General features: G+C 60.1%; 23 protein-coding genes. 12 read left to right on the top strand and 11 right to left on the bottom strand.

Annotated elements, in window-relative coordinates; translation table 11 throughout:
- Positions 1-30 precede the first annotated feature (30 nt).
- Both ACXAC3_RS03340 and ACXAC3_RS03335 read left to right on the top strand, forming a co-directional pair.
- A complete protein-coding gene (locus ACXAC3_RS03340; protein WP_475163353.1) occupies positions 31-1,125 on the top strand; it encodes an alpha/beta hydrolase in 1,095 nt (364 codons plus the stop codon).
- Positions 1,122-2,342: an MFS transporter gene (locus tag ACXAC3_RS03335; protein WP_475156309.1), complete on the top strand. Its 1,221-nt coding sequence runs from the start codon at positions 1,122-1,124 to the stop codon at positions 2,340-2,342. The genes ACXAC3_RS03340 and ACXAC3_RS03335 overlap by 4 nt, the downstream gene beginning before the upstream one ends.
- On the opposite strand, the gene ACXAC3_RS03330 is transcribed toward ACXAC3_RS03335, so the two are convergent.
- The 3 genes from ACXAC3_RS03330 to ACXAC3_RS03320 are packed head-to-tail and all read right to left on the bottom strand — an operon-like array spanning position 2,339 to position 4,622.
- Positions 2,339-2,926, bottom strand: a complete 588-nt coding sequence (locus ACXAC3_RS03330; RefSeq protein WP_475156303.1) for a Smr/MutS family protein — start codon at positions 2,924-2,926, stop codon at positions 2,339-2,341. The two genes, ACXAC3_RS03335 and ACXAC3_RS03330, sit on opposite strands and share 4 nt — an antisense overlap.
- Positions 2,926-3,966, bottom strand: coding sequence for a murein transglycosylase A (mltA, locus tag ACXAC3_RS03325; protein WP_475156298.1), 1,041 nt, complete (start codon positions 3,964-3,966; stop codon positions 2,926-2,928). Before mltA ends, ACXAC3_RS03330 begins: the two co-directional genes overlap by 1 nt.
- A complete protein-coding gene (locus tag ACXAC3_RS03320) occupies positions 3,963-4,622 on the bottom strand; it encodes a Tim44/TimA family putative adaptor protein (RefSeq protein ID WP_475156295.1) in 660 nt (219 codons plus the stop codon). Before ACXAC3_RS03320 ends, mltA begins: the two co-directional genes overlap by 4 nt.
- A gap of 108 nt (positions 4,623-4,730) precedes the next feature.
- On the opposite strand from ACXAC3_RS03320, the gene ACXAC3_RS03315 reads away from it, so the two are divergent.
- Together ACXAC3_RS03315 and secB are read left to right on the top strand one after the other, a co-directional pair.
- Positions 4,731-5,231: an FxsA family protein gene (locus tag ACXAC3_RS03315; RefSeq protein ID WP_475156292.1), complete on the top strand. Its 501-nt coding sequence runs from the start codon at positions 4,731-4,733 to the stop codon at positions 5,229-5,231.
- Positions 5,232-5,285: 54 nt separating this feature from the next.
- Positions 5,286-5,783: a protein-export chaperone SecB gene (gene secB / locus ACXAC3_RS03310; RefSeq protein ID WP_475156289.1), complete on the top strand. Its 498-nt coding sequence runs from the start codon at positions 5,286-5,288 to the stop codon at positions 5,781-5,783.
- 27 nt (positions 5,784-5,810) lie between these two features.
- Here the strand turns inward: secB and dnaQ are convergent, their stop codons facing one another.
- From dnaQ to ACXAC3_RS03290, 4 genes are read right to left on the bottom strand one after another with little or no spacing between them, the layout of a single operon-like run.
- The gene (gene dnaQ, locus ACXAC3_RS03305) at positions 5,811-6,533 is read right to left on the bottom strand and encodes a DNA polymerase III subunit epsilon (protein ID WP_475156287.1); all 723 of its coding nucleotides are present in this window, start codon (positions 6,531-6,533) and stop codon (positions 5,811-5,813) included.
- Positions 6,526-7,119, bottom strand: a complete 594-nt coding sequence (gene coaE, locus ACXAC3_RS03300) for a dephospho-CoA kinase (RefSeq protein WP_475156284.1) — start codon at positions 7,117-7,119, stop codon at positions 6,526-6,528. Before coaE ends, dnaQ begins: the two co-directional genes overlap by 8 nt.
- Positions 7,116-7,949, bottom strand: coding sequence for a shikimate dehydrogenase (locus ACXAC3_RS03295; protein ID WP_475156280.1), 834 nt, complete (start codon positions 7,947-7,949; stop codon positions 7,116-7,118). The genes coaE and ACXAC3_RS03295 overlap by 4 nt, the downstream gene beginning before the upstream one ends.
- Positions 7,946-8,545, bottom strand: coding sequence for a Maf family protein (locus ACXAC3_RS03290; protein WP_475156276.1), 600 nt, complete (start codon positions 8,543-8,545; stop codon positions 7,946-7,948). Before ACXAC3_RS03290 ends, ACXAC3_RS03295 begins: the two co-directional genes overlap by 4 nt.
- A gap of 404 nt (positions 8,546-8,949) precedes the next feature.
- On the opposite strand from ACXAC3_RS03290, the gene ACXAC3_RS03285 reads away from it, so the two are divergent.
- From ACXAC3_RS03285 to ACXAC3_RS03255, 7 genes are all read left to right on the top strand, one after another.
- Entirely contained in the window at positions 8,950-9,399 is a 450-nt protein-coding gene (locus ACXAC3_RS03285; protein WP_475156270.1) for a CopD family protein, read from the top strand.
- A 126-nt stretch (positions 9,400-9,525) separates the two neighbouring features.
- A complete protein-coding gene (rho, locus tag ACXAC3_RS03280) occupies positions 9,526-10,797 on the top strand; it encodes a transcription termination factor Rho (protein WP_475156265.1) in 1,272 nt (423 codons plus the stop codon).
- Between the two features lie 30 nt (positions 10,798-10,827).
- A complete protein-coding gene (gene mnmE, locus ACXAC3_RS03275) occupies positions 10,828-12,114 on the top strand; it encodes a tRNA uridine-5-carboxymethylaminomethyl(34) synthesis GTPase MnmE (RefSeq protein WP_475156259.1) in 1,287 nt (428 codons plus the stop codon).
- Positions 12,115-12,126: 12 nt separating this feature from the next.
- Positions 12,127-13,995 (top strand): tRNA uridine-5-carboxymethylaminomethyl(34) synthesis enzyme MnmG, encoded by a 1,869-nt coding sequence (gene mnmG, locus ACXAC3_RS03270; protein ID WP_475156253.1) that lies wholly within the window; start codon positions 12,127-12,129, stop codon positions 13,993-13,995.
- Positions 13,992-14,606, top strand: coding sequence for a 16S rRNA (guanine(527)-N(7))-methyltransferase RsmG (gene rsmG, locus ACXAC3_RS03265; RefSeq protein ID WP_475156251.1), 615 nt, complete (start codon positions 13,992-13,994; stop codon positions 14,604-14,606). The genes mnmG and rsmG overlap by 4 nt, the downstream gene beginning before the upstream one ends.
- A complete protein-coding gene (locus ACXAC3_RS03260; RefSeq protein WP_475156248.1) occupies positions 14,599-15,402 on the top strand; it encodes a ParA family protein in 804 nt (267 codons plus the stop codon). Before rsmG ends, ACXAC3_RS03260 begins: the two co-directional genes overlap by 8 nt.
- A gap of 20 nt (positions 15,403-15,422) precedes the next feature.
- A complete protein-coding gene (locus ACXAC3_RS03255) occupies positions 15,423-16,316 on the top strand; it encodes a ParB/RepB/Spo0J family partition protein (protein ID WP_475156245.1) in 894 nt (297 codons plus the stop codon).
- Here ACXAC3_RS03255 and ACXAC3_RS03250 read toward each other — a convergent pair.
- From ACXAC3_RS03250 to rph, 4 genes are read right to left on the bottom strand one after another with little or no spacing between them, the layout of a single operon-like run.
- Positions 16,306-16,659, bottom strand: a complete 354-nt coding sequence (locus ACXAC3_RS03250) for a YbaN family protein (protein ID WP_475156239.1) — start codon at positions 16,657-16,659, stop codon at positions 16,306-16,308. The two genes, ACXAC3_RS03255 and ACXAC3_RS03250, sit on opposite strands and share 11 nt — an antisense overlap.
- A 3-nt stretch (positions 16,660-16,662) precedes the next feature.
- Positions 16,663-17,817, bottom strand: a complete 1,155-nt coding sequence (gene hemW / locus ACXAC3_RS03245) for a radical SAM family heme chaperone HemW (protein ID WP_475156234.1) — start codon at positions 17,815-17,817, stop codon at positions 16,663-16,665.
- Positions 17,807-18,421 carry an RdgB/HAM1 family non-canonical purine NTP pyrophosphatase gene (gene rdgB, locus ACXAC3_RS03240; RefSeq protein WP_475156228.1) on the bottom strand — a complete coding sequence of 205 codons (615 nt, stop codon included), beginning with the start codon at positions 18,419-18,421 and terminating at the stop codon, positions 17,807-17,809. The genes hemW and rdgB overlap by 11 nt, the downstream gene beginning before the upstream one ends.
- A complete protein-coding gene (rph, locus tag ACXAC3_RS03235; RefSeq protein ID WP_170326129.1) occupies positions 18,418-19,131 on the bottom strand; it encodes a ribonuclease PH in 714 nt (237 codons plus the stop codon). Before rph ends, rdgB begins: the two co-directional genes overlap by 4 nt.
- A 112-nt stretch (positions 19,132-19,243) precedes the next feature.
- Between rph and hrcA the strand changes: the two genes are divergently transcribed.
- On the top strand, positions 19,244-20,308 hold the full coding sequence (hrcA, locus tag ACXAC3_RS03230) for a heat-inducible transcriptional repressor HrcA (protein ID WP_475156215.1): 1,065 nt from the start codon (positions 19,244-19,246) through the stop codon (positions 20,306-20,308).
- Positions 20,309-20,310: the final 2 nt, after the last annotated feature.

Below are 20,310 nucleotides of genomic sequence, written 5' to 3'. Positions count from 1 at the left end.
GGTTGCAAAACATCCCGGGGGTCGGTTGTGCTGCGTTATACTGTCTTGTTCCTGATCTCGGTCACGCTGAGCGCGTGCGTGGACCGCACGATATCCGAAACCGTGCCGGCGGCCCTGAATGTGGGCACGCCCCAAACCGTCTATGCCACCACGACCCGCGCACGCGAGCCTGACGGCGCTTATGGGTTTCGCCGCGGGGATGGATTGAAATATCTGGAAATGACGGTTTCGATCCCGCCGAACCACACGCCCGGAACGCTGGATTTTTCCTACGCCAACCCCGATCCCGAAACGCAGTTCGTTATGGCGGGTCTGGACGAGCTGCCGGGACCACAGGCACTTGGGTCGCGGCTGGCGGGAACGGATGAGGTTTCGATTTTTGTCCACGGCTACAACACCACCCAGTCGGAAACCGCGTTCCGGGCGGCGCAGCTGAGCCGAGATATCGGTATTCCGGGGGCAACCATGGTCTATTCCTGGCCCAGCCAGGCCACAGGATACGGGTATGCCTATGATCTGGACAGCATGCTGTTTGCGCGCGACGGGCTGGAACAGACCGTGCGACAACTGAAATCCATGGGTGTCCGCCGTGTGATCATTGTGGCGCATTCGATGGGCAGCGCCCTGACGATGGAGATGATGCGACAGGCCGAACTGCGCGAACCCGGCTGGGCCAGCCGGAACATCGAAGGGGTTGTCCTGATCTCACCCGATCTGGACGTCGATCTGTTTCGTTCGCAAATGGACAGTATCGGCACCCTGCCCGAACCCTTTGTCGTCATGGTGTCCCAAAAGGACAAGCTGCTGAACATCTCGGCCCGGCTGCGCGGGACCGCCAAAAGCGAGCGGCTGGGCAATATTAGCTCCGCCGAAACGCTGGCCGAGTACAAGATCAGCATTCTGGATACGACCGCCTTTGACGCCGATGCGCAATCCTCTCATTTTGTCGCCGCCACGTCCCCCGCCTTGCTGGCGATCCTGAATTCGGCGCGGCGCGTCGGACGCACCTTTGGCAATGACCGGCGCGGGCTGGACGTTCTGGTGCCGGAAGAACAGCGCAACCCGCAGGGTGCCACCGAAATTGTTCTGACTGAAACGGGGCAGGCGCAGGTCAGCGCGCCGTGAGGCGCTTCGACCTGCGTCACTATCTTCGGACCAACGCCACCTGGCTGAGCGCGGGTATTCTGCTGACCTTTGTGTCCAGCTTTGGCCAGACCTTCTTTATTTCGATCTTTTCCGGTGAAATCCGCGCCGCTTTCGGCCTCAGCCATGGGGCCTGGGGCGGGCTTTATTCACTGGGCACGACCGCAGCGGCGGTGGTGATGATCTGGGCCGGGGGGCTGACGGATATCTTCCGCGTCCGGGTTCTGGGTCCGGCGGTTCTGGCCGGGCTGGCGCTGGCGGCACTGGGCATGGCAGCCAACAGCTGGTTGATCCTGTTGCCGGTGGTGATCTTTCTGCTGCGTCTTTTTGGTCAGGGGATGAGCGTTCATCTGGCGTTGGTCGCTATGGCGCGCTGGTTCACCGCCACACGCGGCAAGGCGCTGTCGATCGCGTCAGCCGGATACGCGCTGGGCGAAGCGCTGCTGCCACTGATCTTTGTTGCGGCGATGGCGGTTCTGGACTGGCGCTGGTTATGGGTGATCGCCGCCGGCATCACCGTGATGGGTATCCCTGTGCTGCTGCGCCTGCTGGTGCAGGAAAGAACGCCGCAAAGCCTGTCCGACGAATTCTCGGCCACCGGAATGCAGGGCCGCCACTGGACCCGGACAGACGCCCTGCGCCATCCGTTGTTCTGGTTCATGGCACCGGCCCTGCTGGGACCCTCCGCCTTTATTACCGCGTTTTTCTTCCATCAGGTCCATCTAGCCGAAATCAAGGGCTGGCTTCATATCGAACTGGTGGCGCTGTTTCCGCTTTTTACCGGCATATCGCTGTTGTCGATGTTTGCGGCGGGCTGGGCGCTGGATAAATGGGGCACGGCGCGCATCATGCCCTTTTACCAACTGCCTATGGCGCTTGGGTTCGTCATCGTTTCGGCCGCTTCCTCGATCGGCGGTGCTGCGATTGCGCTGATTTTCCTGGGCCTGACGGTCGGGGCAAACAGCACCCTGCCCAGCGCCTTCTGGGCTGAGTTCTACGGAACCCGGCATATCGGCGCGATCAAGGCGATGGCAACCGCGGTCATGGTTCTGGGGTCGGCGATCGGGCCGGGTCTGACCGGGTTGTTGATCGACCGGGGTATTTCCCTGAACACGCAGTTCCTGTGGATCGGCGGGTTTTTCGTTCTGGTCTGCGCAATGGCCTGGACCGGAATTTCCCGCGCTGCGCCGGCCCGCTAGCGTGTGCGGCGCAGATAGACGTAATACGCCCCGTCGCCGCCATGGCTGATATGGGCGGGCGTCACCTGCAATACTGCCTGCGCCAGCGGCGGCAGTGACAGCCATTGCGGCACCTGATTGCGCAACACGCCGCGCGGGGTTGGAATGGGGCCGGGTTCATCCCCGTCCTTGCCCTTACCGGTGACCACCAGAACCAGACGTTTGCCCGACGCCTGCGCCGTCAGGATGAACCGCACCAGCGCGGGATGCGCCGTGTCGATGCGCATGCCGTGCAGGTCCAGCTTGCCCTCGGGTTTCAGCTTGCCCCGTTTCATCCGGCCAAAGGCCTTGGTGTCCATCTGTACCGGCTTCGCCCGCAGGCTGTCTGCTACCGACGGTTTCAGCGCATCGCGCCCCGGTTTTCCGGGCGCGTTCTGGCCAACCGCAAACCCGTCAAGCCGCAGCCTGGGCGATTTTGTCGGCTTGGGTTTGGGCAGGGTGGTCGGATGCACCGTCTGAGGCAGTTCGGGGTGCAGGCGTTCGGCCTGTTTGGTGACCTTGCGCCACAGTTCGATCTCTTCCGCGGTCAGTTTGCGCCGGGACATCAGAATTCATCCGGCAACAGGGCATAGGCGCGCTGGATCGGCAGCAGCAGGATCATCCGGCCCGGGTCTTTCAAACGTCCGGCGGCCTGGCCTGCTTCATCCCCGGTGCCAAAGAAGATATCCGCACGCTGCGCGCCCTTGATGGCCGCACCGGTATCCTGCGCAATCATCAGGCGGCGCAGCGGGGTCTTGCCGTCCTTCTCGACCCAGACCGGGGCGCCCAGCGGCGTAAAGGCCGGGTCGGCCGCGATGCTGCGCATCGTGGTCACGGACCGGTTCATCGCGCCCAGCGGCCCAAGCTCGGGCGCCACACGCGTCACCTCACGAAAGAACACGTAGGACGGGTTGTGAAACAACAAGTCAGCCCCGGCCTCGGGGTTCTTGCGCACCCAGGCGCGGATCATCTGGGCGCTGACCTCATGCGCGCCCAGAGCACCGCGCCGGATCAGCTCGGCACCGATCGAGCGATAGGGATGCCCATTCGCGCCGCCATACCCCACCCGCAGGGCAGAGCCATCGGGCAGGCGGACGCGACCCGAACCCTGGATTTGCAGAAAAAACAGCTCGACCGGATCGTCGACCCAGGCAATCTCCAACCCACGGCCCGGCATCGCATCGCCGGTCAGGATCTCGCGGCGGCTCAGCCACGGTTTGGCATCGCGCGCTTCGGGCGGCATTTTGTAGATCGGGTATTTGAAGCGATCGGTCCGGTTGCGCGAGCCATCCAGTTCGGGTTCGAAATAGCCGGTGAACAACGCATCCTTGCCGTCTTCGACCAGAACCGGGCGAAAGAACAGCTCAAAGAAGGACCGCGCCGCATCCGCCTCATAGGTCCGGGCCACGCCGCACAGGGCACGCCAGTCCGGATCATCCAGATCGCCGCAGGTGTTCAGAAAAACCGACAGGGCCGCCCCGTGATCGTCGGCGGCCCAGCCTTCAAGGTCGTCAAACGACAGAATGGATCGCGTCGCCTCGGCTCCGGCGGCGCTGGCGGCGGTCATGACGCCCACCAGAACAAGCGACCGGAGCGCGGCAATCATGCGTCCGTGGCAACAAGCAACCAGTTCGGATCGTCAGAGCCCATGACGCGGGCAAAGGTCCAGCTGTCCTTTTGGCGTTTGACGGTATTCGGGCTGCCTTCGATGATATCACCACCGCGATCGCGCACCACCGAGGTCAGCTCACCCACGAATTTCATGGTGATCTCAGCCTGGTTGCTGTCCTTGTCGAACTTGGCGTCAGCCAGCGTGGTTTCGCGCACGCCAATGAACTCGGCTTCGATGGTCAGACCCTTGTCTTCGCGATCCGCAACCACGGATACGAACGTGTCAAACACCTCTTCGGACAGGAAGGGCTGGATTTCATCCAGATTGCCCTTTTCGAACCCCATCACGATCATCTCATAGGCGCCGCGCGCACCCTGCACAAATTCGGTGACCGAAAAGCTGGGCTCGATCCGCTTCATCGCGGCCAGCGTTTGTGCCTCTTCGCTGTCTTCGGCGACATGGTCCGTGATGTCGTGGTCCGGCCCGCCTTCAATCACTTCGAAATCGCGGCGCGACCTGTCGGCGTCGGACTGCTGTTGCAGCGGCGGTTTTTCAAAACCCTCGCGCGTGCCCAAAACGCTTTTCAGGCGCAGGATCAGGAAAACGGCAATTCCGGCCAGGACCAGCAACTGGATCATCGGTTCGTTCATTTCATCCTCATTTTCGGACAGCGACTTTGTATACGCAGCCTCTTGCCACTATGTAGGTGACAGTTCGGGGCAAGTCCACAGCCCGGCCTATGGTAAAGGATAACGCAAATGTATCTGTTCTTGGCATTTTTATTGGTCCCGATCATCGAGATCGCCCTGTTCATTCAGGTGGGCGGCCTGATCGGCCTGTGGCCAACGCTTGCGATTGTGGTCCTGACGGCTGTTCTGGGCACCGTTCTGGTCCGGACACAAGGTCGCATGGCGCTGGCCAACCTGCAGCGATCCTTTGCCGAACTGGACGACCCGACCGAGCCGCTGGCCCATGGTGCGATGATCCTGCTGTCCGGTGTGTTGCTGCTGACGCCGGGATTTTTCACCGATGCCGTCGGGTTCGCCCTGCTTGTCCCCGGCATTCGGGTGGCGGTATTCCGCTATCTGAAATCCAAGGCGACGATCACCCGGTTTCAGATGGGCACCGGGGCGCAATTCCGCGCAGGCCCCGCGCCTTTTGACGGCGAAGACGTGATCGACGGCGAATTCACCGAGGTGCGCCCCCGTCAGAACCCCTCAAAACCCTCGAAATGGGTCGAAGGGCCGCACCAGCATTGAGGTGCCGCGCCCAACTTGCTAAGCAGTGGCGAATTTCATTTTCGGAGTAGTTTCATGGCTGACGAAAGCCCTGCAGAAAAGACCGCGGCACAGGCCGCCCCGCAAATCCAGATGCGCGTTCTGGGACAGTTCATTCGCGATCTGTCCTTTGAAAACGTGATGGCGCAAAAAGGCGTGTCCGGTGACGTTCAGCCGGAAATCGCCGTTCAGGTGAACCTGGATGCAAAAAAGCGTCAGGCGGAACATCAGTACGAAGTTTCGGTCAAGCTGAACCTTAAGTCCAAGGCCAAGGGTCTGGAAGACATCCTGTTCCTGTGCGAGCTGGACTATTGCGGCCTGTTCCACATCGAAGGTGTGGCCGAGGATCAACTGCACCCGTTCCTGATGATCGAATGCCCGCGCATGCTGTTCCCTTTCCTGCGCCGCATCGTCAGCGACATCACCCGTGACGGCGGCTATCCGCCGGTGAACCTGGACAATATCGACTTTGTCAGCCTGTACCGCAACGAGTTGATGCGTCGTCAGGCCGAAGCGCAAAAAACCGAAGCCTGATCGGTCTGACCCGCGCCGGGCACAGTCTCAGGCGCGGGTCCACAGGGCGTTTTCGCCCAGTTTTTCGACAAAAGCCTCATGCGCCGCGCGTTCTTCTGCGGTGATTTTGGACGCCAACGGCGTCGGGCGCGCGCCCGGGCGCCAATCGTCGCCACCACCGGATGCCGAGGCCGCGGTGGCGGACAGGCCGAAATCCGGCTGCCGTCCGCCGATCAGCTCCAGATACACCTCGGCCAGGATTTCGGAGTCGAGCAGCGCCCCGTGCAGCACCCGGTTCGAGTTGTCGATGTTGAACCGCCGGCACAGCGCGTCCAGCGAGGCGGGCGAGCCCGGAAACCGCTTGCGGGCAATCGCCAGCGTGTCCAGCGCCTGATCCATCGGGATCGGCGGCAATCCCATCCATTTGAGTTCGGCATTGAGGAATTTCATGTCGAAGGACGCGTTGTGGATCACCAGCCGCGCGTCGCCGACAAAATCCCGGAACCCCTGAGCAACCTTGGCGAAAACCGGTTTGTCTTTCAGTGTCACTTCACCCTTTTCGGGCGGGCGCGGGGTTTCCAGAAGGTCGGGGCCGATGCCGTGCACGCCAAACGCCTCTTCGGGCATCGACCGTTCGGGGTTGATATAGACGTGATAAGTCTCACCCGTGGCCACGTGGTTCCACAGTTCAACCGCGCCGATCTCGACAATCCGGTCGCCGCTTTCGGGGTCGAACCCGGTGGTTTCGGTATCCAGTACAATCTCACGCATCTGCCAGCCCCGCCCGTATCTGCCTGACCACATCCTGCACCTGCGCGCGGGCGTGGTCCAGAGTGTCGGTTTCGATCACATAATCCGACCGCGCACATTTTTCGTCATTCGGCATCTGCTTTGCGAGGATCTGTTCGAACTGCGCCTCGGTCATGGTGCCGCGCGCCATCACGCGGCGCTTTTGCTCATCTGCCGGGATCGTAACGCAGACCACCGCGTCCATCGTCGCGTCGCCCCCGGTTTCGAACAACAGCGGGATGTCGAAGACCAGAATGTCCGCCCCGGCGGTTTCCCGAAACGCGGCCCGGTCCGCCGCGACAAGAGGGTGAACGATGCCTTCGATCACTTTCAGCGCGGTGGCATCGGCGGAAATGATCCGTTTCAACGCATCCCGGCTGACCGAACCGCCGATCACCGCAGCGGGAAAGGTCGCCCTCATCGGGGCAACCGCAGCGCCGCCCGGCGAATACAACCGATGGACAGCCGCATCCGCATCCCACAGCGCACAGCCTTCATCCACGAACATCTGCGCGGTGGTGCTTTTGCCCATTCCGATCGATCCGGTCAGGCCAAGGGCAAAGCTCATCCCAATACCGCCGCGCGCAGCTCTGCGGTCACCTCGGGGCGGGTTCCGAACCAGCGTTCAAACCCCGGCACCGCCTGATGCAGCAACATGCCCAGACCGTCGACCGTGGTGCATCCGGCCTCTTCCGCCTGCTGCAGCAGACGGGTTCTGAGCGGTGCATAGACCAGATCGGTGACCACAGCACCGGGCTGCAACCCGTCCAGCGGCACCCGCAACTCAGGCTGCCCTTCCATGCCCAGCGAGGTGGTGTTGACCACAAGCTCGGCATTTTCGATGACATTGCCGGCCTGTACCCAGTCGACGACAGTGATGCGCTGGCCAAATTCCGCCTTCAGGTGATCGGCCCGGGTGCGGGTGCGGTTGGTCAGCAGAATCTCGGGCACGCCGGCCTCGGCCAGAGCCTGCAGCACGGCACGCGCCGCACCACCGGCACCAAAGACAACGGCCGGACCGTCCGACGGGATCCAGTCGGGTGCGCCGCTGCGCAGGTTCTGCATGAAACCGTAGCCGTCCGTATTATCCGCCCGGATTGTGCCATCTTCCTGAAATACAAGCGTATTCGCCGCACCGATCAGCGCCGCCTGATCGGTCACGTGATCGGCCAGACGCAAGGCGGCTTCTTTGTGGGGGACGGTCACGTTCACCCCGACAAACCCGGCTTTGGGCAAGGTGCGCAACACGGTTTCCAAATCGCCGGGGGCCACATCCATCGGGATGTAATGCCCAGCCAGCCCGTAAGTTTTCAGCCAGTGACCATGCAGCCGGGGTGATTTGGAATGCGCAATCGGGTGCCCGATCACCCCGGCCAGCGGAATACGGTTCTGTGTCATTGATCAATCACCCCTTTGACCGCCAGATAATTCAGCAACTCCAACAGGGGCATACCCAAGACATTAAAATAGTCGCCGTCAATACTGGCGAACAGGCGCACGCCTTCCTTTTCCAGCTTATAGGCCCCCACCGCGTGCCGGATGCTGTCCCAGTTGCGGTCCACATAGCTGCGCAGATAGGCGTCCGAGCTCATCCGCATCCGCAGGCGCACCTGCCCGACATGCCGCCAGACCGGTTCGCCATCCTGATAGATCACCGCCGCGGACAACAACATATGCCGCTTGCCCCGCATCACCCTGAGCTGCGCCAGCGCGTCTTCTGGGGTTTCCGGCTTGGACAGAAGCTGGCCTTCAAAGTCCAGCACCTGATCACAGCCCAGAACCATCGCGCCGGGGTTCTTGTCGCTGACTTTGCGGGCCTTCATCTCGGCCAGCGTATCCGCGATATCGCGGGGCGCGGCGTCTTCGGCCAGCAATGCGCGTTTTGCGCTTTCTTCATCCACCCGCGCGGTTTGCACGGTGAACTGTATGCGCGCGTTTTCCAGCAGCCGGGCGCGGATGAATGACCCCGAGGCCAGGATGATGGGGACAGACATGTGGAAAACCCCCTGAGCAAATCGTTGAGTGTTCTGGGATGGTTTGTATGGTTTTCCGGTTGACACGCAACCCCGGGAATATCGCCGAAATCTCCCCTGAGTCGCTCGAACTCTGTCCAATCGGGACAAGGATAATTGCTGTCAGCGGGATAACCCGTCTTTCCCGGATTACCCAGTGAGTTATCCCCAGAGGTTGCTGCCGAGGCATGTGTTAAGTTTATGTAATTAAACAGTTTTTTTAAGAATTCACAGAATCACGCAATCGCCGCACTGACCTGTCCACCTGGGGAAAACACATGGGCAAAAAAATTATCCACGGATTTTGCTCACCCTACAAAACCATCTTCCTTTTTCTTTTCTTATTTTTTTATTAGGGAGAGTTCCGAGCAACGCCCGGAGCCAGAATGACCGATCTTCTTTTCACGATTTACCCGTGGGTGAAGTCCTTGCATATCATGGCCGTGATATCGTGGATGGCAGGGCTGTTCTATCTGCCCCGATTGTTCGTCTATCACGTGGAAAAGGCGCAAGCGGTCAGCGGTGCGCAGGAGATCTTCTTTGAAATGGAAGAAAAGCTGCTGCGCGTGATCATGCGGCCCGCGATGATCGTGGCCTGGGTCTGTGGGCTGATCATGGTCTTTACGCCGGGCATTGTCGGTTGGGACTGGGCCTGGCCCTGGGTCAAGGGGGCAGCGGTGATCGGCATGACCTGGTTCCATCACTGGCTGATGGCCCGGCGCAAGGATTTCCTTGAGGGCCGAAATACGCTCACAGGGCGGCAGTATCGCATGATGAACGAGGTTCCGACCGTCCTGATGGTTATCATCGTTCTGGCGGTCGTTCTGAAGTTCTGAGCGCCTATTTGACTCCGATGGCGCAGACATCTATGTAGAGGTCAACACGCCCGTCCGGGCGGCGTATCTTCCGTACTGAAATTCCACTGTCGTGCCGCCATCCATGCGGCCAAGGTTCGTATCATCATGACAACTGAATCCCTGAATCTGGCCGATCTGAAGGCCAAAAGCCCCAAAGACCTTCTGGCCATGGCCGAAGAGCTGGAGATCGAAAACGCCTCGACCATGCGCAAGGGCGAGATGATGTTCCAGATTCTGCGTGAACGCGCGGATGAGGGCTGGACCGTCGGCGGCGACGGCGTGCTTGAGGTGCTGCAGGACGGCTTTGGCTTCCTGCGTTCGCCCGAGGCGAACTATCTGCCGGGTCCGGATGATATCTACGTCTCGCCTGACATGATCCGCCAGCATTCGTTGCGCACCGGCGACACGGTTGAAGGTGACATCAAAGCGCCGGATGAGAACGAACGTTATTTCGCACTGATCAAAGTTACCAAGATCAACTTTGAAGAGCCCGAGAAAGCCAAACACAAGATCCTGTTCGACAACCTGACGCCTCTGTATCCTGATGAGCGTCTGAAGATGGAAATCGAAGATCCCACCATCAAGGACAAATCGGCCCGGGTGATCGACCTGGTTTCACCCATCGGTAAAGGCCAGCGATCGCTGATCGTGGCGCCGCCGCGGACCGGTAAAACCGTCATCCTGCAGAACATCGCGCATTCGATCGAACAGAACCACCCGGAGTGTTACCTGATCGTCCTGCTGATCGACGAACGCCCGGAAGAGGTGACCGACATGCAGCGCTCGGTGAAGGGGGAGGTTGTGTCCTCGACCTTCGACGAGCCGGCAACGCGCCACGTTGCAGTGTCGGAAATGGTCATCGAAAAAGCCAAGCGCTTGGTCGAGCATAAACGAGATGTTGTTATCCTTCTTGATTCGATCACAAGACTTGGTAGGGCATTCAATACTGTGGTACCTTCTTCGGGCAAGGTTCTGACCGGTGGTGTGGACGCCAACGCCCTGCAACGACCCAAGCGCTTCTTTGGTGCCGCGCGGAATATCGAAGAGGGTGGTTCTTTGACCATCATCGCCACCGCGCTGATCGATACCGGCAGCCGGATGGACGAAGTGATCTTTGAAGAATTCAAAGGCACCGGTAACTCGGAAATCGTCCTGGATCGCAAGATCGCAGACAAGCGCGTATTCCCGGCGATCGACATCCTCAAATCCGGTACCCGAAAAGAGGACCTGCTGGTCGATAAAGGCGATCTGGCCAAGACTTTCGTTCTGCGCCGCATCCTCAACCCGATGGGCACGACCGACGCCATCGAGTTCCTGCTGTCGAAACTGAAACAGACCAAGACAAATGGTGAGTTCTTCGACTCGATGAATACCTGACTCAGGTCTTAACCGACGCGAGGCCTTCGAATGGATACGATATTCGCCTTGGCCAGCGCGCAGGGCAAAGCCGGGGTGGCGGTCATCCGCCTTTCCGGCCCTTTGGCACATGCCGCTGCGGCCGAATTGTCCAAAGGGGCATTGCCGTCCCGCGGCATGCGGGTACGTGCACTGTATGACACGGACGGATCGCGGCTGGACGATGGGCTGGTCCTGACCTTCCAGGCGCCGGCCAGCTTTACCGGCGAAGATGTGGCCGAGTTGCAGATTCACGGCAGTACCGCTTCGGTCAATGCGGTGATGCGGTGCCTGTCTGATCAGGACGGGCTGCGTCTGGCTGAGCCCGGAGAGTTCACCCGCCGCGCGCTTGAAAACGGCAAGATGGATCTGACGCAGGTCGAAGGGCTGGCTGATCTGATCGACGCGGAAACCGAAGCGCAACGCAAACAGGCCCAAACCATTCTGGCCGGTGATCTGGGTGCGCTTGCCGAACGCTGGCGGCGCGACCTGATCCGTGCGGCGTCTTTGCTGGAGGCCGTCATAGACTTTGCCGATGAAGAGGTGCCCACGGATGTCACGCCCGAAGTGCGGACGCTGGTCTCGGGCGTCATCGCCGATCTGCAGCGCGAAGCGGACGGCGTGAAGATCGCCGAGCGCATCCGGACCGGGTTCGAAGTGGCCATCGTCGGGCTTCCCAATGCCGGCAAGTCGACCTTGCTGAACGCTTTGGCGGGTCGCGATGCGGCGATCACCTCGGAATATGCCGGAACAACGCGCGACGTGATCGAAGTGCGCATGGATCTGGCCGGGCTTCCGGTGACGCTGCTGGACACGGCGGGGCTGCGTGACACGGAGGATTATGTCGAAAACCTTGGGATCGAACTTGCCAGGTCGCGGGCAGAGGCGGCGGACCTGCGTGTTTTCCTGACGGATGATCCGGCAGAGCTGGGCGTGGCGATGATGGACGGCGATATTCAGCTTTTGCCGAAATCTGACCTCCGCGGGTCCGGTGATGGTGGTATTTCCGGGAAAACCGGGCAGGGGATTGATCGGTTGATTTCCCATATTTCGTATGAGTTATCGGCCAGAACCACAAGTAATGGTATTGCGACGCGCGAACGGCACCGGGTTGCGCTGAACAATGCCAAGTCAGCCTTAACTGCTGCAATGGCAGTTCTGGAATCAGGCCCGGACTTGTATGATATCGCAGCCGAAGAGATGCGAACCGCCATCCGCGCTCTGGAAACTCTGGTTGGCCGGATTGGGGTCGAAGACCTTCTGGACGAAATATTTTCGAGCTTTTGCTTGGGTAAGTAAGGAGTGTTTCACGTGAAACATTCAGATTTTGAGGTCTTAGTCATAGGTGCCGGACACGCCGGAACCGAGGCGGCCCATGCCGCGGCGCGTATGGGTGTGCGGACGGCGCTGGTGACGCTGGCGGCTTCAGATATCGGCGTCATGTCCTGCAATCCGGCGATTGGTGGGCTGGGGAAGGGACATCTGGTTCGCGAAATCGATGCGCTGGACGGGGTCATGGGTCGGGTCGCAGATCAGGCTGGTATTCAGTTCCGCCTGTTGAATCGCCGCAAGGGGCCCGCTGTGCAGGGCCCGCGAACCCAGGCGGATCGGGCGCTGTATCGCGCGGCGATGCAAAAAGAAACACAAGCCCAACAGAACCTGATCGTGGTTGTGGGAGAGGTCGTCGATTTTCTGATGCAGGGGCACAGGGTGGCCGGGATCAAACTGGCGGATGGCGTGGAACTGCATGCCCGCGCGGTGATCCTGACCTCTGGCACATTCCTGCGCGGTGTCATTCATATCGGTGACGTGTCCCGGCCGGGAGGGCGCATGGGTGACCGGCCCTCGGTCAGGCTTGCGGAACGGTTGGACAGCTTTGACTTGCCGCTAGGGCGATTGAAGACGGGAACCCCGCCGAGACTTGATGGTCGCACGATCGACTGGTCCGGGCTGGAACGGCAGGATGGCGATGACGAGCCGACCTTGTTTTCGTTTCTGTCTACTTCGGTGGTTGCACCGCAGATTTCCTGTGGGATCACGCATACCAATGCCCAGACGCATGACATCATTGGGGAAAACCTGTCCCGCTCGGCCATGTATGGCGGGCATATCGACGGCGTTGGCCCCAGATATTGCCCCTCCATCGAAGACAAGATCGTCCGCTTTGCCGATAAGGAATCGCACCAGATCTTTCTGGAGCCCGAAGGCGCCAATGATCACACGATCTATCCCAATGGGATTTCGACCTCATTGCCGCAGGACGTTCAGCAAGACTATGTCCACTCGATCAAGGGCCTTGAGAACGCTGAGATTCTACAGCCCGGCTATGCGATCGAATATGATTATGTCGACCCCCGGGTTCTGACGTCTTCATTGGCGTTGCCGGACGCTCCGGGCCTGTATCTTGCGGGGCAGATCAACGGAACCACAGGATATGAGGAGGCCGCGGCCCAGGGATTGGTTGCAGGTCTGAACGCAGCACTGGAAGTTTCCGGGCGTGAACCGGTCCATTTCACCCGGGCAGACAGCTATATCGGCGTGATGATCGACGATCTGACAACCCGGGGGGTCGCTGAACCCTATCGGATGTTCACCTCGCGGGCCGAGTTCCGTCTGTCGCTGCGGGCGGATAATGCCGATCAGCGATTGACCCCGATGGGAATTCAGTTGGGATGTGTCAGCGAAAGCCGCAAAGCCAGGTTCGGCCAGAAAATAGACAAACTGACGGCGGCGAAATCCAAGCTGACCGAGCGGACTTACACCCCGAAAGAGGTGCGCGCGGTTGGAATCAACGTCAATCAGGACGGAAACCGCCGCGACGGGATGGCGATTCTGGCCTTTCCGGACGTCACCTTTGATGACCTTGTTCCACTTATTCCGGCATTGGATGATGTGGAACAGGATATCCGGCTGCAGGTCGAGCGCGACGCCCTATACGCCAACTATATCGCACGCCAGCAAAAAGACGTTGAAGCCATGAAACGCGATGAATCTTATGAGATTCCGCGCGACTTTGACTATTTCTCGCTTGAGGGCCTGTCCTCGGAGATGAAGCAAAAACTTTCGCAGGCGCTCCCGGCAAATATCGCGCAGGCCAGCCGGGTGGAAGGGGTGACACCAGCGGCGCTGACCCTTGTGCTGGCCAAATTGCGGCGTGAGCAAAAGGTCCGCAAAGCATGAGTCACGAGATCTTTGAAGGTCTGAGTGTTTCACGTGAAACATTTGATCGGCTGGCGACCTATGTCGAGTTGGTGCGCCGCTGGAACCCAAAGATCAACCTGGTATCGAAGGGCAGCCTGCAGGACATCTGGACCCGCCACATCCTTGATTCCGTGCAGGTTTACCGATGCGCGGACCAATTTGACCGCTGGGTGGATCTGGGCAGCGGTGGCGGTTTTCCCGGCATGGTTTGCGCGATCATGGCGATAGAAGAAGCCCCGAACGCACAGTTTACCCTGGTGGAAAGCGATCAGAGGAAATCGGCCTTTCTGCGGAACGTCGCCCGCGAATGCGGTGCCAACTGTTCCATTGTCTCCCGCCGGATCGAAGCTGTGGACCCGTTGAACGCGGATATCCTGTCAGCCCGCGCATTGGCGGATTTACGGCTACTTTTGTCCTTTTGTGACAGGCATTTAAGCCCATCTGGGGTCGCGCTGTTGCCGAAAGGCGCAAGCTGGAAAAAAGAACTGGATGAGGCGCGTGAGGAATGGAATTTCGATTCCGAGCCGATTACAAGTTTAACTGAACCCCAGGCCGTTATCCTCAGGATCAAAGGAGTGTCACGTGGTTGATCTGTCTCGTCCCTCAGGGCCTCGGATAATAGCGGTTGCCAATCAAAAGGGCGGGGTGGGAAAGACAACGACGGCGATCAACCTTGCTGCGGGTATGGCCGAGGCCGGCTGTCGGGTTTTGGTTGTCGATTTGGACCCGCAGGGCAACGCCTCGACCGGGTTGGGGGTGGAAGACCGCGACTGGACAACTTATGACCTGATCCTGGATGACGCACCGCTGGAGGCGGTGGTGCAGGAAACCGAGATTCAGGGGTTGTATGTCGTTCCCGCGACCGTTGATCTGAGTTCAGCGGATATTGAGCTGATTTCCAACGAAAAACGCAGCTATCTGCTGCATGACGCCCTGCGACAGACGGCAATCGACAAGTTCGAACTGGATTATGTTCTGATCGACTGCCCGCCATCGCTCAACCTGCTGACTGTCAATGCCATGGTGGCGGCCCATTCGGTTCTGGTTCCACTGCAAAGCGAGTTCTTTGCGCTGGAAGGGTTATCGCAATTGATGCTGACGATCCGGGAGGTTCGCCAAACCGCAAATCCCGACCTCAGAATCGAAGGTGTTGTGTTGACCATGTATGACAACCGCAACAACTTGTCCCGTCAGGTGGAAAAAGACGCGCGTGACAATCTGGGTCAGATGGTATTTAAAACCAAAATACCCAGAAATGTGCGGGTCAGCGAGGCTCCGTCCTATGCTTTGCCGGTCCTGCAATATGACTCGGGCTCGCTGGGGGCGATGGCGTATCGGCATCTGGCGCGCGAAGTCATCCACAAGAACAAGAATGTCGCCGCCTGAGCGACAGTGAGGAGGGCACCGTGGTGGCCAAGAAATCAAAACCCCGGGGGTTGGGTCGCGGCCTGTCCGCCCTGATGGCCGATGTGACACAGGAGACCGAGGGGCTGGCCCCCGCAGAGCCCCGCCGGCCCGACCTAAAAGTGCCGATCGAAAAGCTGCGCGCGAACCCGAACCAGCCGCGCCGGACCTTTTCGCCGGAGCAACTGGATGAGCTTGCGGCCTCGGTCAAGGAAAAGGGCATTATCCAGCCGCTGATCGTGCGGGAAACAGGTGGCGGTTCCTACGAAATTGTCGCAGGTGAGCGTCGCTGGCGCGCAGCGCAGATGGCGCAGCTGCACGATATTCCGGTAATCGTGCGCGATTTCGACGATACCGAAGTGCTGGAAGTGGCCATTATCGAGAACATTCAGCGGGCGGATCTGAATGCGGTCGAAGAGGCCGCCGGTTACAAGCAACTGATGGACCGGTTTGGCCATACGCAGGAAAAGCTGGCCGAGGCGCTTGGTAAAAGCCGCAGCCACATAGCGAACCTGCTGCGATTGCTGTCCCTGCCGATGGACGTTCAGAAACTGGTGATCGAAGGTAAACTGTCTGCCGGCCACGCGCGGGCGCTGATTACAGCGGAAGACCCGTCGGAACTGGCGAAAATTGTTGTGCGCGACGGTTTGTCAGTGCGCGCGACGGAGGCTCTGGTCAGGAAGCAACAGGCCGGACCGGCGGATGCTGCACCGCGCGCGCGCAATCTGGATGCGGGCAAGGATGCGGATACGCGCGCGCTGGAAAAAGACCTCTCGGCGATTCTGGCGATGAAGGTGGCCATCAACCACAAGGCCGGAACGGAAACCGGGCAGGTGGTTCTGACCTATGAAAACCTGGATCAGCTCGACGATCTCTGCGCCAAGCTCAGCCGTTAGGGCGGGTCCAGATAAAAATCATCACGCCGCCCAGAACCACGGCCTGAATGATCAGAACATGCGTCGGCAAGGACAAGGCGACGGACAGGGCGAAGACAGCGGCGACCGACAAGGTGGCCGCTTTTTTTGCGGCCGGTCGAATGGCGCCGGAGTTCTGCCAGTCCAGGATCATCGGCCCGAATGTGCGATGGGTGACGAGCCAGGTATGCAGGCGGGATGACGAGCGGGCGAAAAAGAACGCCGCCAAAAGCAGGAACGGAACGGTCGGCAATAAGGGAAGGGCAACGCCCACCACCGCAAGTCCAACACTGATCAGCCCCAACGCGGCCCAGATGTATTGCATCGCCTATCCCAACAATTCCCGGATTACCGCATTCAGCACCGCGCGCCCGTCTTTGGTGGCGACCAGGCGGCCCTGTGTCTGCTCTATCATGCCAAGCTCGCTCAGGTCAGACAGTTTGTCCTGAGGCAACGGATGGCCTGACAGGGCGGCAAATCTGTCTATATCTAGTCCTTCAGTGATCCGCATACCCATCATAAGGTATTCACTCGCCTGATCCTGTTGGGAAAGCCGCGTTCGTTCCTTTTCACCAGAGCCCGTTTCGACGGCGTTGAGCCATGCGTTTGGGGACAGAAAGGTTTCGGTCGCCTGTTTTTGTCCGCCCAGCGTAAGGCGCCCATGCGCGCCGGGACCGATGCCGACGTAATCGCCATACCGCCAGTAGATCAGGTTATGCTGGGATTCCGCTCCCGGACGCGCATGGTTGGATACCTCATACGCCGGTAGGCCATGCGCCTCGCAAATCTCCTGCGTGATCAGGTACATATCGGCGGCGCTGTCGTCTTCGGGCAGGCCGCGCAATTTGCCCACGGCATAACGGTCGCCAAAGGCGGTGCCGTCCTCGATGGTCAGCTGGTACAGCGACAGGTGATCAACGGCCATGGACAGGGCTTCGGTCAGTTCCGCGCGCCAGTCTTCCGGAGTCTGGTGTTGGCGGGCGTAGATCAGGTCAAAGCTGACGCGGTCAAAACAATCCCGCGCGATGTCAAACGCGGCACGGGCTTCGACCACGGTATGGATACGGCCCAGCCGCCGCAGATCGTCGTCGTTCAACGCCTGAATGCCCATCGAGATGCGATTGACCCCGGCGTCGCGATACGCCGCGAACCGACCGGCCTCGACCGAGCCGGGATTGGCCTCAAGCGTGATTTCCATGTCATTGGCAGGACGCCACAGCGCGCGGGCCTCGTCGATCACGGCGGCAACGGTTTCCGGGGCCATTAGGGACGGAGTACCGCCGCCAAAGAAGATTGTGTTCAGAATACGGTCAGGCGTTTCGATGCCCGAACGGCGCAGCTCGCTCAGATACGCGGTAAGCCATTGTTTTTGATCAATACTACGTGAGACGTGGCTGTTGAAATCGCAATAGGGGCATTTGGCCTCGCAAAAGGGCCAATGCACGTACAGGCCAAAGCCCCCGTTGCGCCAATCATCCGCCAAAACAGCCCTTCACGAACATCTCAACCGCGCGGCCGCGATGGCTGATCTTGTTCTTTTCCCAGCGATCCATTTCCGCAAAGGTAATGTCATAACCGTCAGGGACAAACATCGGGTCATAGCCAAATCCGCCTGCGCCGCGGATCGGCCAGACCAGATGGCCGGGAGCGATGCCTTCGAACACCTCATCATGGCCGTCAGGCCAGGCCAACACCAGCGTGCTGCGGAACTGCGCGGTGCGGGGATGGGGGGCGTTCCTGGCTTCAAGCTCAGTATGCGCGCGGGTCATCGCCATCAGGAAGTCGCGGCCATTGCCGGTTTCAGCCCAATCGGCGGTGTAAACCCCCGGCGCGCCGTCCAGCGCGTCGATGGTGATCCCGGAATCGTCCGACAGGGCAGGCAGGCCGGTGGCCTGTGCCGCGGCATGGGCCTTGATCCGGGCGTTGCCGACGAAGGTATCCTCGGTCTCTTCCGGTTCCGGCAGGTCCATCTCGCCCGCGCCCACGACCGTCACACCAAAAGGTTCGAGCAGATGCGCCATCTCCTCAAGCTTGCCTTTGTTGTGGGTGGCCACCAGCAGCCTGTCCCCGTCGAACTTGCGGGTCATGCGGTGGCGGCCTTTTGTGCGGCGGCCAGTTCAGCCACGCCTTTTTCAGCCAGATCCATCAGTTGATCCATCTGGGCGCGGCTAAAGACCGAGCCTTCGGCGCTCATCTGCACTTCGATCAGTTTTCCGGAACCGGTCATGATGAAATTGCCATCAACGCCCGCTTCGCTGTCTTCGGGATAGTCCAGATCCAGGACCGGCTGACCTGCATAGATGCCGCAGGATACGGCAGCAACCGGATCGACCAGCGGGTCGGAAATCACGTCGCCCGCCTTCATCAGCTTGTTCACCGCCAGACGTAGCGCCACCCAACCGCCGGTGATCGAAGCACAGCGTGTGCCGCCATCGGCCTGAATCACATCGCAATCCACGGTGATCTGACGCTCACCCAGCGCAACCCGGTCGACGCCGGCCCGCAAGGCGCGGCCGATCAGGCGCTGGATTTCGACCGTGCGGCCGCCTTGTTTGCCGCTGGCGGCCTCTCGCCGCATCCGCGTGTTGGTTGCGCGGGGCAGCATGCCGTATTCAGCGGTGACCCAGCCCAGCCCGGACCCCTTGATAAACGGCGGCACGCGATCTTCGATCGTGGCGGTGCACAGCACATGGGTATCACCCATCTTGATCAGGCAGGAACCTTCGGCATGTTTGGTGAACCCCGTTTCGATTGAAACGGCGCGCATTTCGCTTAAATCTCGTCCAGAGGGTCGCATTGGAAATCCTTTGTTTGCTGGCTTGGGGATACCGCCCCGCAGCGTTACGATGCAACCCCGATTGACCTTTCATTTGCCTGCGATTTAATGGCGGCTCAGCAGGGGAATGCCGATGAGCGAAGCAAGCAGAATTCTTGACGAAATGAACGAACGCTCTCGCGAAGTGTTCCGCCTGATCGTCGAGAGTTATCTGGACAGTGGCGACCCCGTCGGCAGCCGCACCCTGACCCGCACCCTGTCGGAAAAAGTCAGTGCGGCGACCGTGCGCAACGTAATGCAGGATCTGGAGTTTCTGGGCCTGCTCGACAGCCCTCATGTCAGCGCCGGGCGGGTGCCGACCCAGATGGGGTTGCGGATGTTCGTGGATGGTCTGCTTGAAATGGGCGATCTGGGCGCCGATGACCGCAAAAAGCTGGATGCGACATTAGGCTCTAATGCGGGGGATGTCAGCGGGATGCTGGACCGGGTCGGGGCCGCTTTGTCACACGTGACTCAGGGCGCGTCATTGGTTCTGACACCCAAGCACGAGGCCGAGATCAAACATATCGAGTTCGTCTCGCTGGGCCATGACCGCGCGCTGGTGGTTCTGGTGTTTTCGGACGGGCATGTGGAAAACCGCCTGTTCACGCCGCCACCCGGACAGACGCCCAGTTCGATGCGCGAGGCGGCGAATTTCCTCAACGCTTTGATCGAGGGGCGCACGCTTGGTGAAGTGCGCCGCCAGATGCAAAGTCAGATCGACGCGCGCAAACAGGAAATCGACGTGCTGGCGCGCGAGATGGTCGAAAGCGGCATGGCGGCCTGGGACGGGGACGGCTCGGATTCGGCGCGTCTGATCGTGCGCGGACGGTCGAATCTGCTGGGCGATCCGGGCGAGGCCGAGGAGCTGGACCGAATCCGGACCCTGTTTGACGACCTAGAACGCAAGCGGGATATCGCTGAATTTCTGGAATTGACCGAAGGAGGCGAGGGCGTGCGCATTTTTATCGGGTCAGAGAACAAACTTTTCTCACTTTCGGGTTCCTCTTTGGTGGTGTCTCCATATATGAACGCTGATCGAAAGATAATCGGTGCGGTCGGGGTCATCGGACCCACACGTCTGAATTATGGACGGATCGTGCCGATCGTGGATTATACGGCGCAACTGGTCGGCAAGCTGATATCCGACCGGAGCTAGAG

The sequence above is a fragment of the Ruegeria sp. ABV4_181 genome, assembly GCF_056158465.1.
The sequence above is the reverse complement of the archived record's forward strand: the minus strand, read 5'-3'. Positions and strand labels throughout refer to the sequence as shown.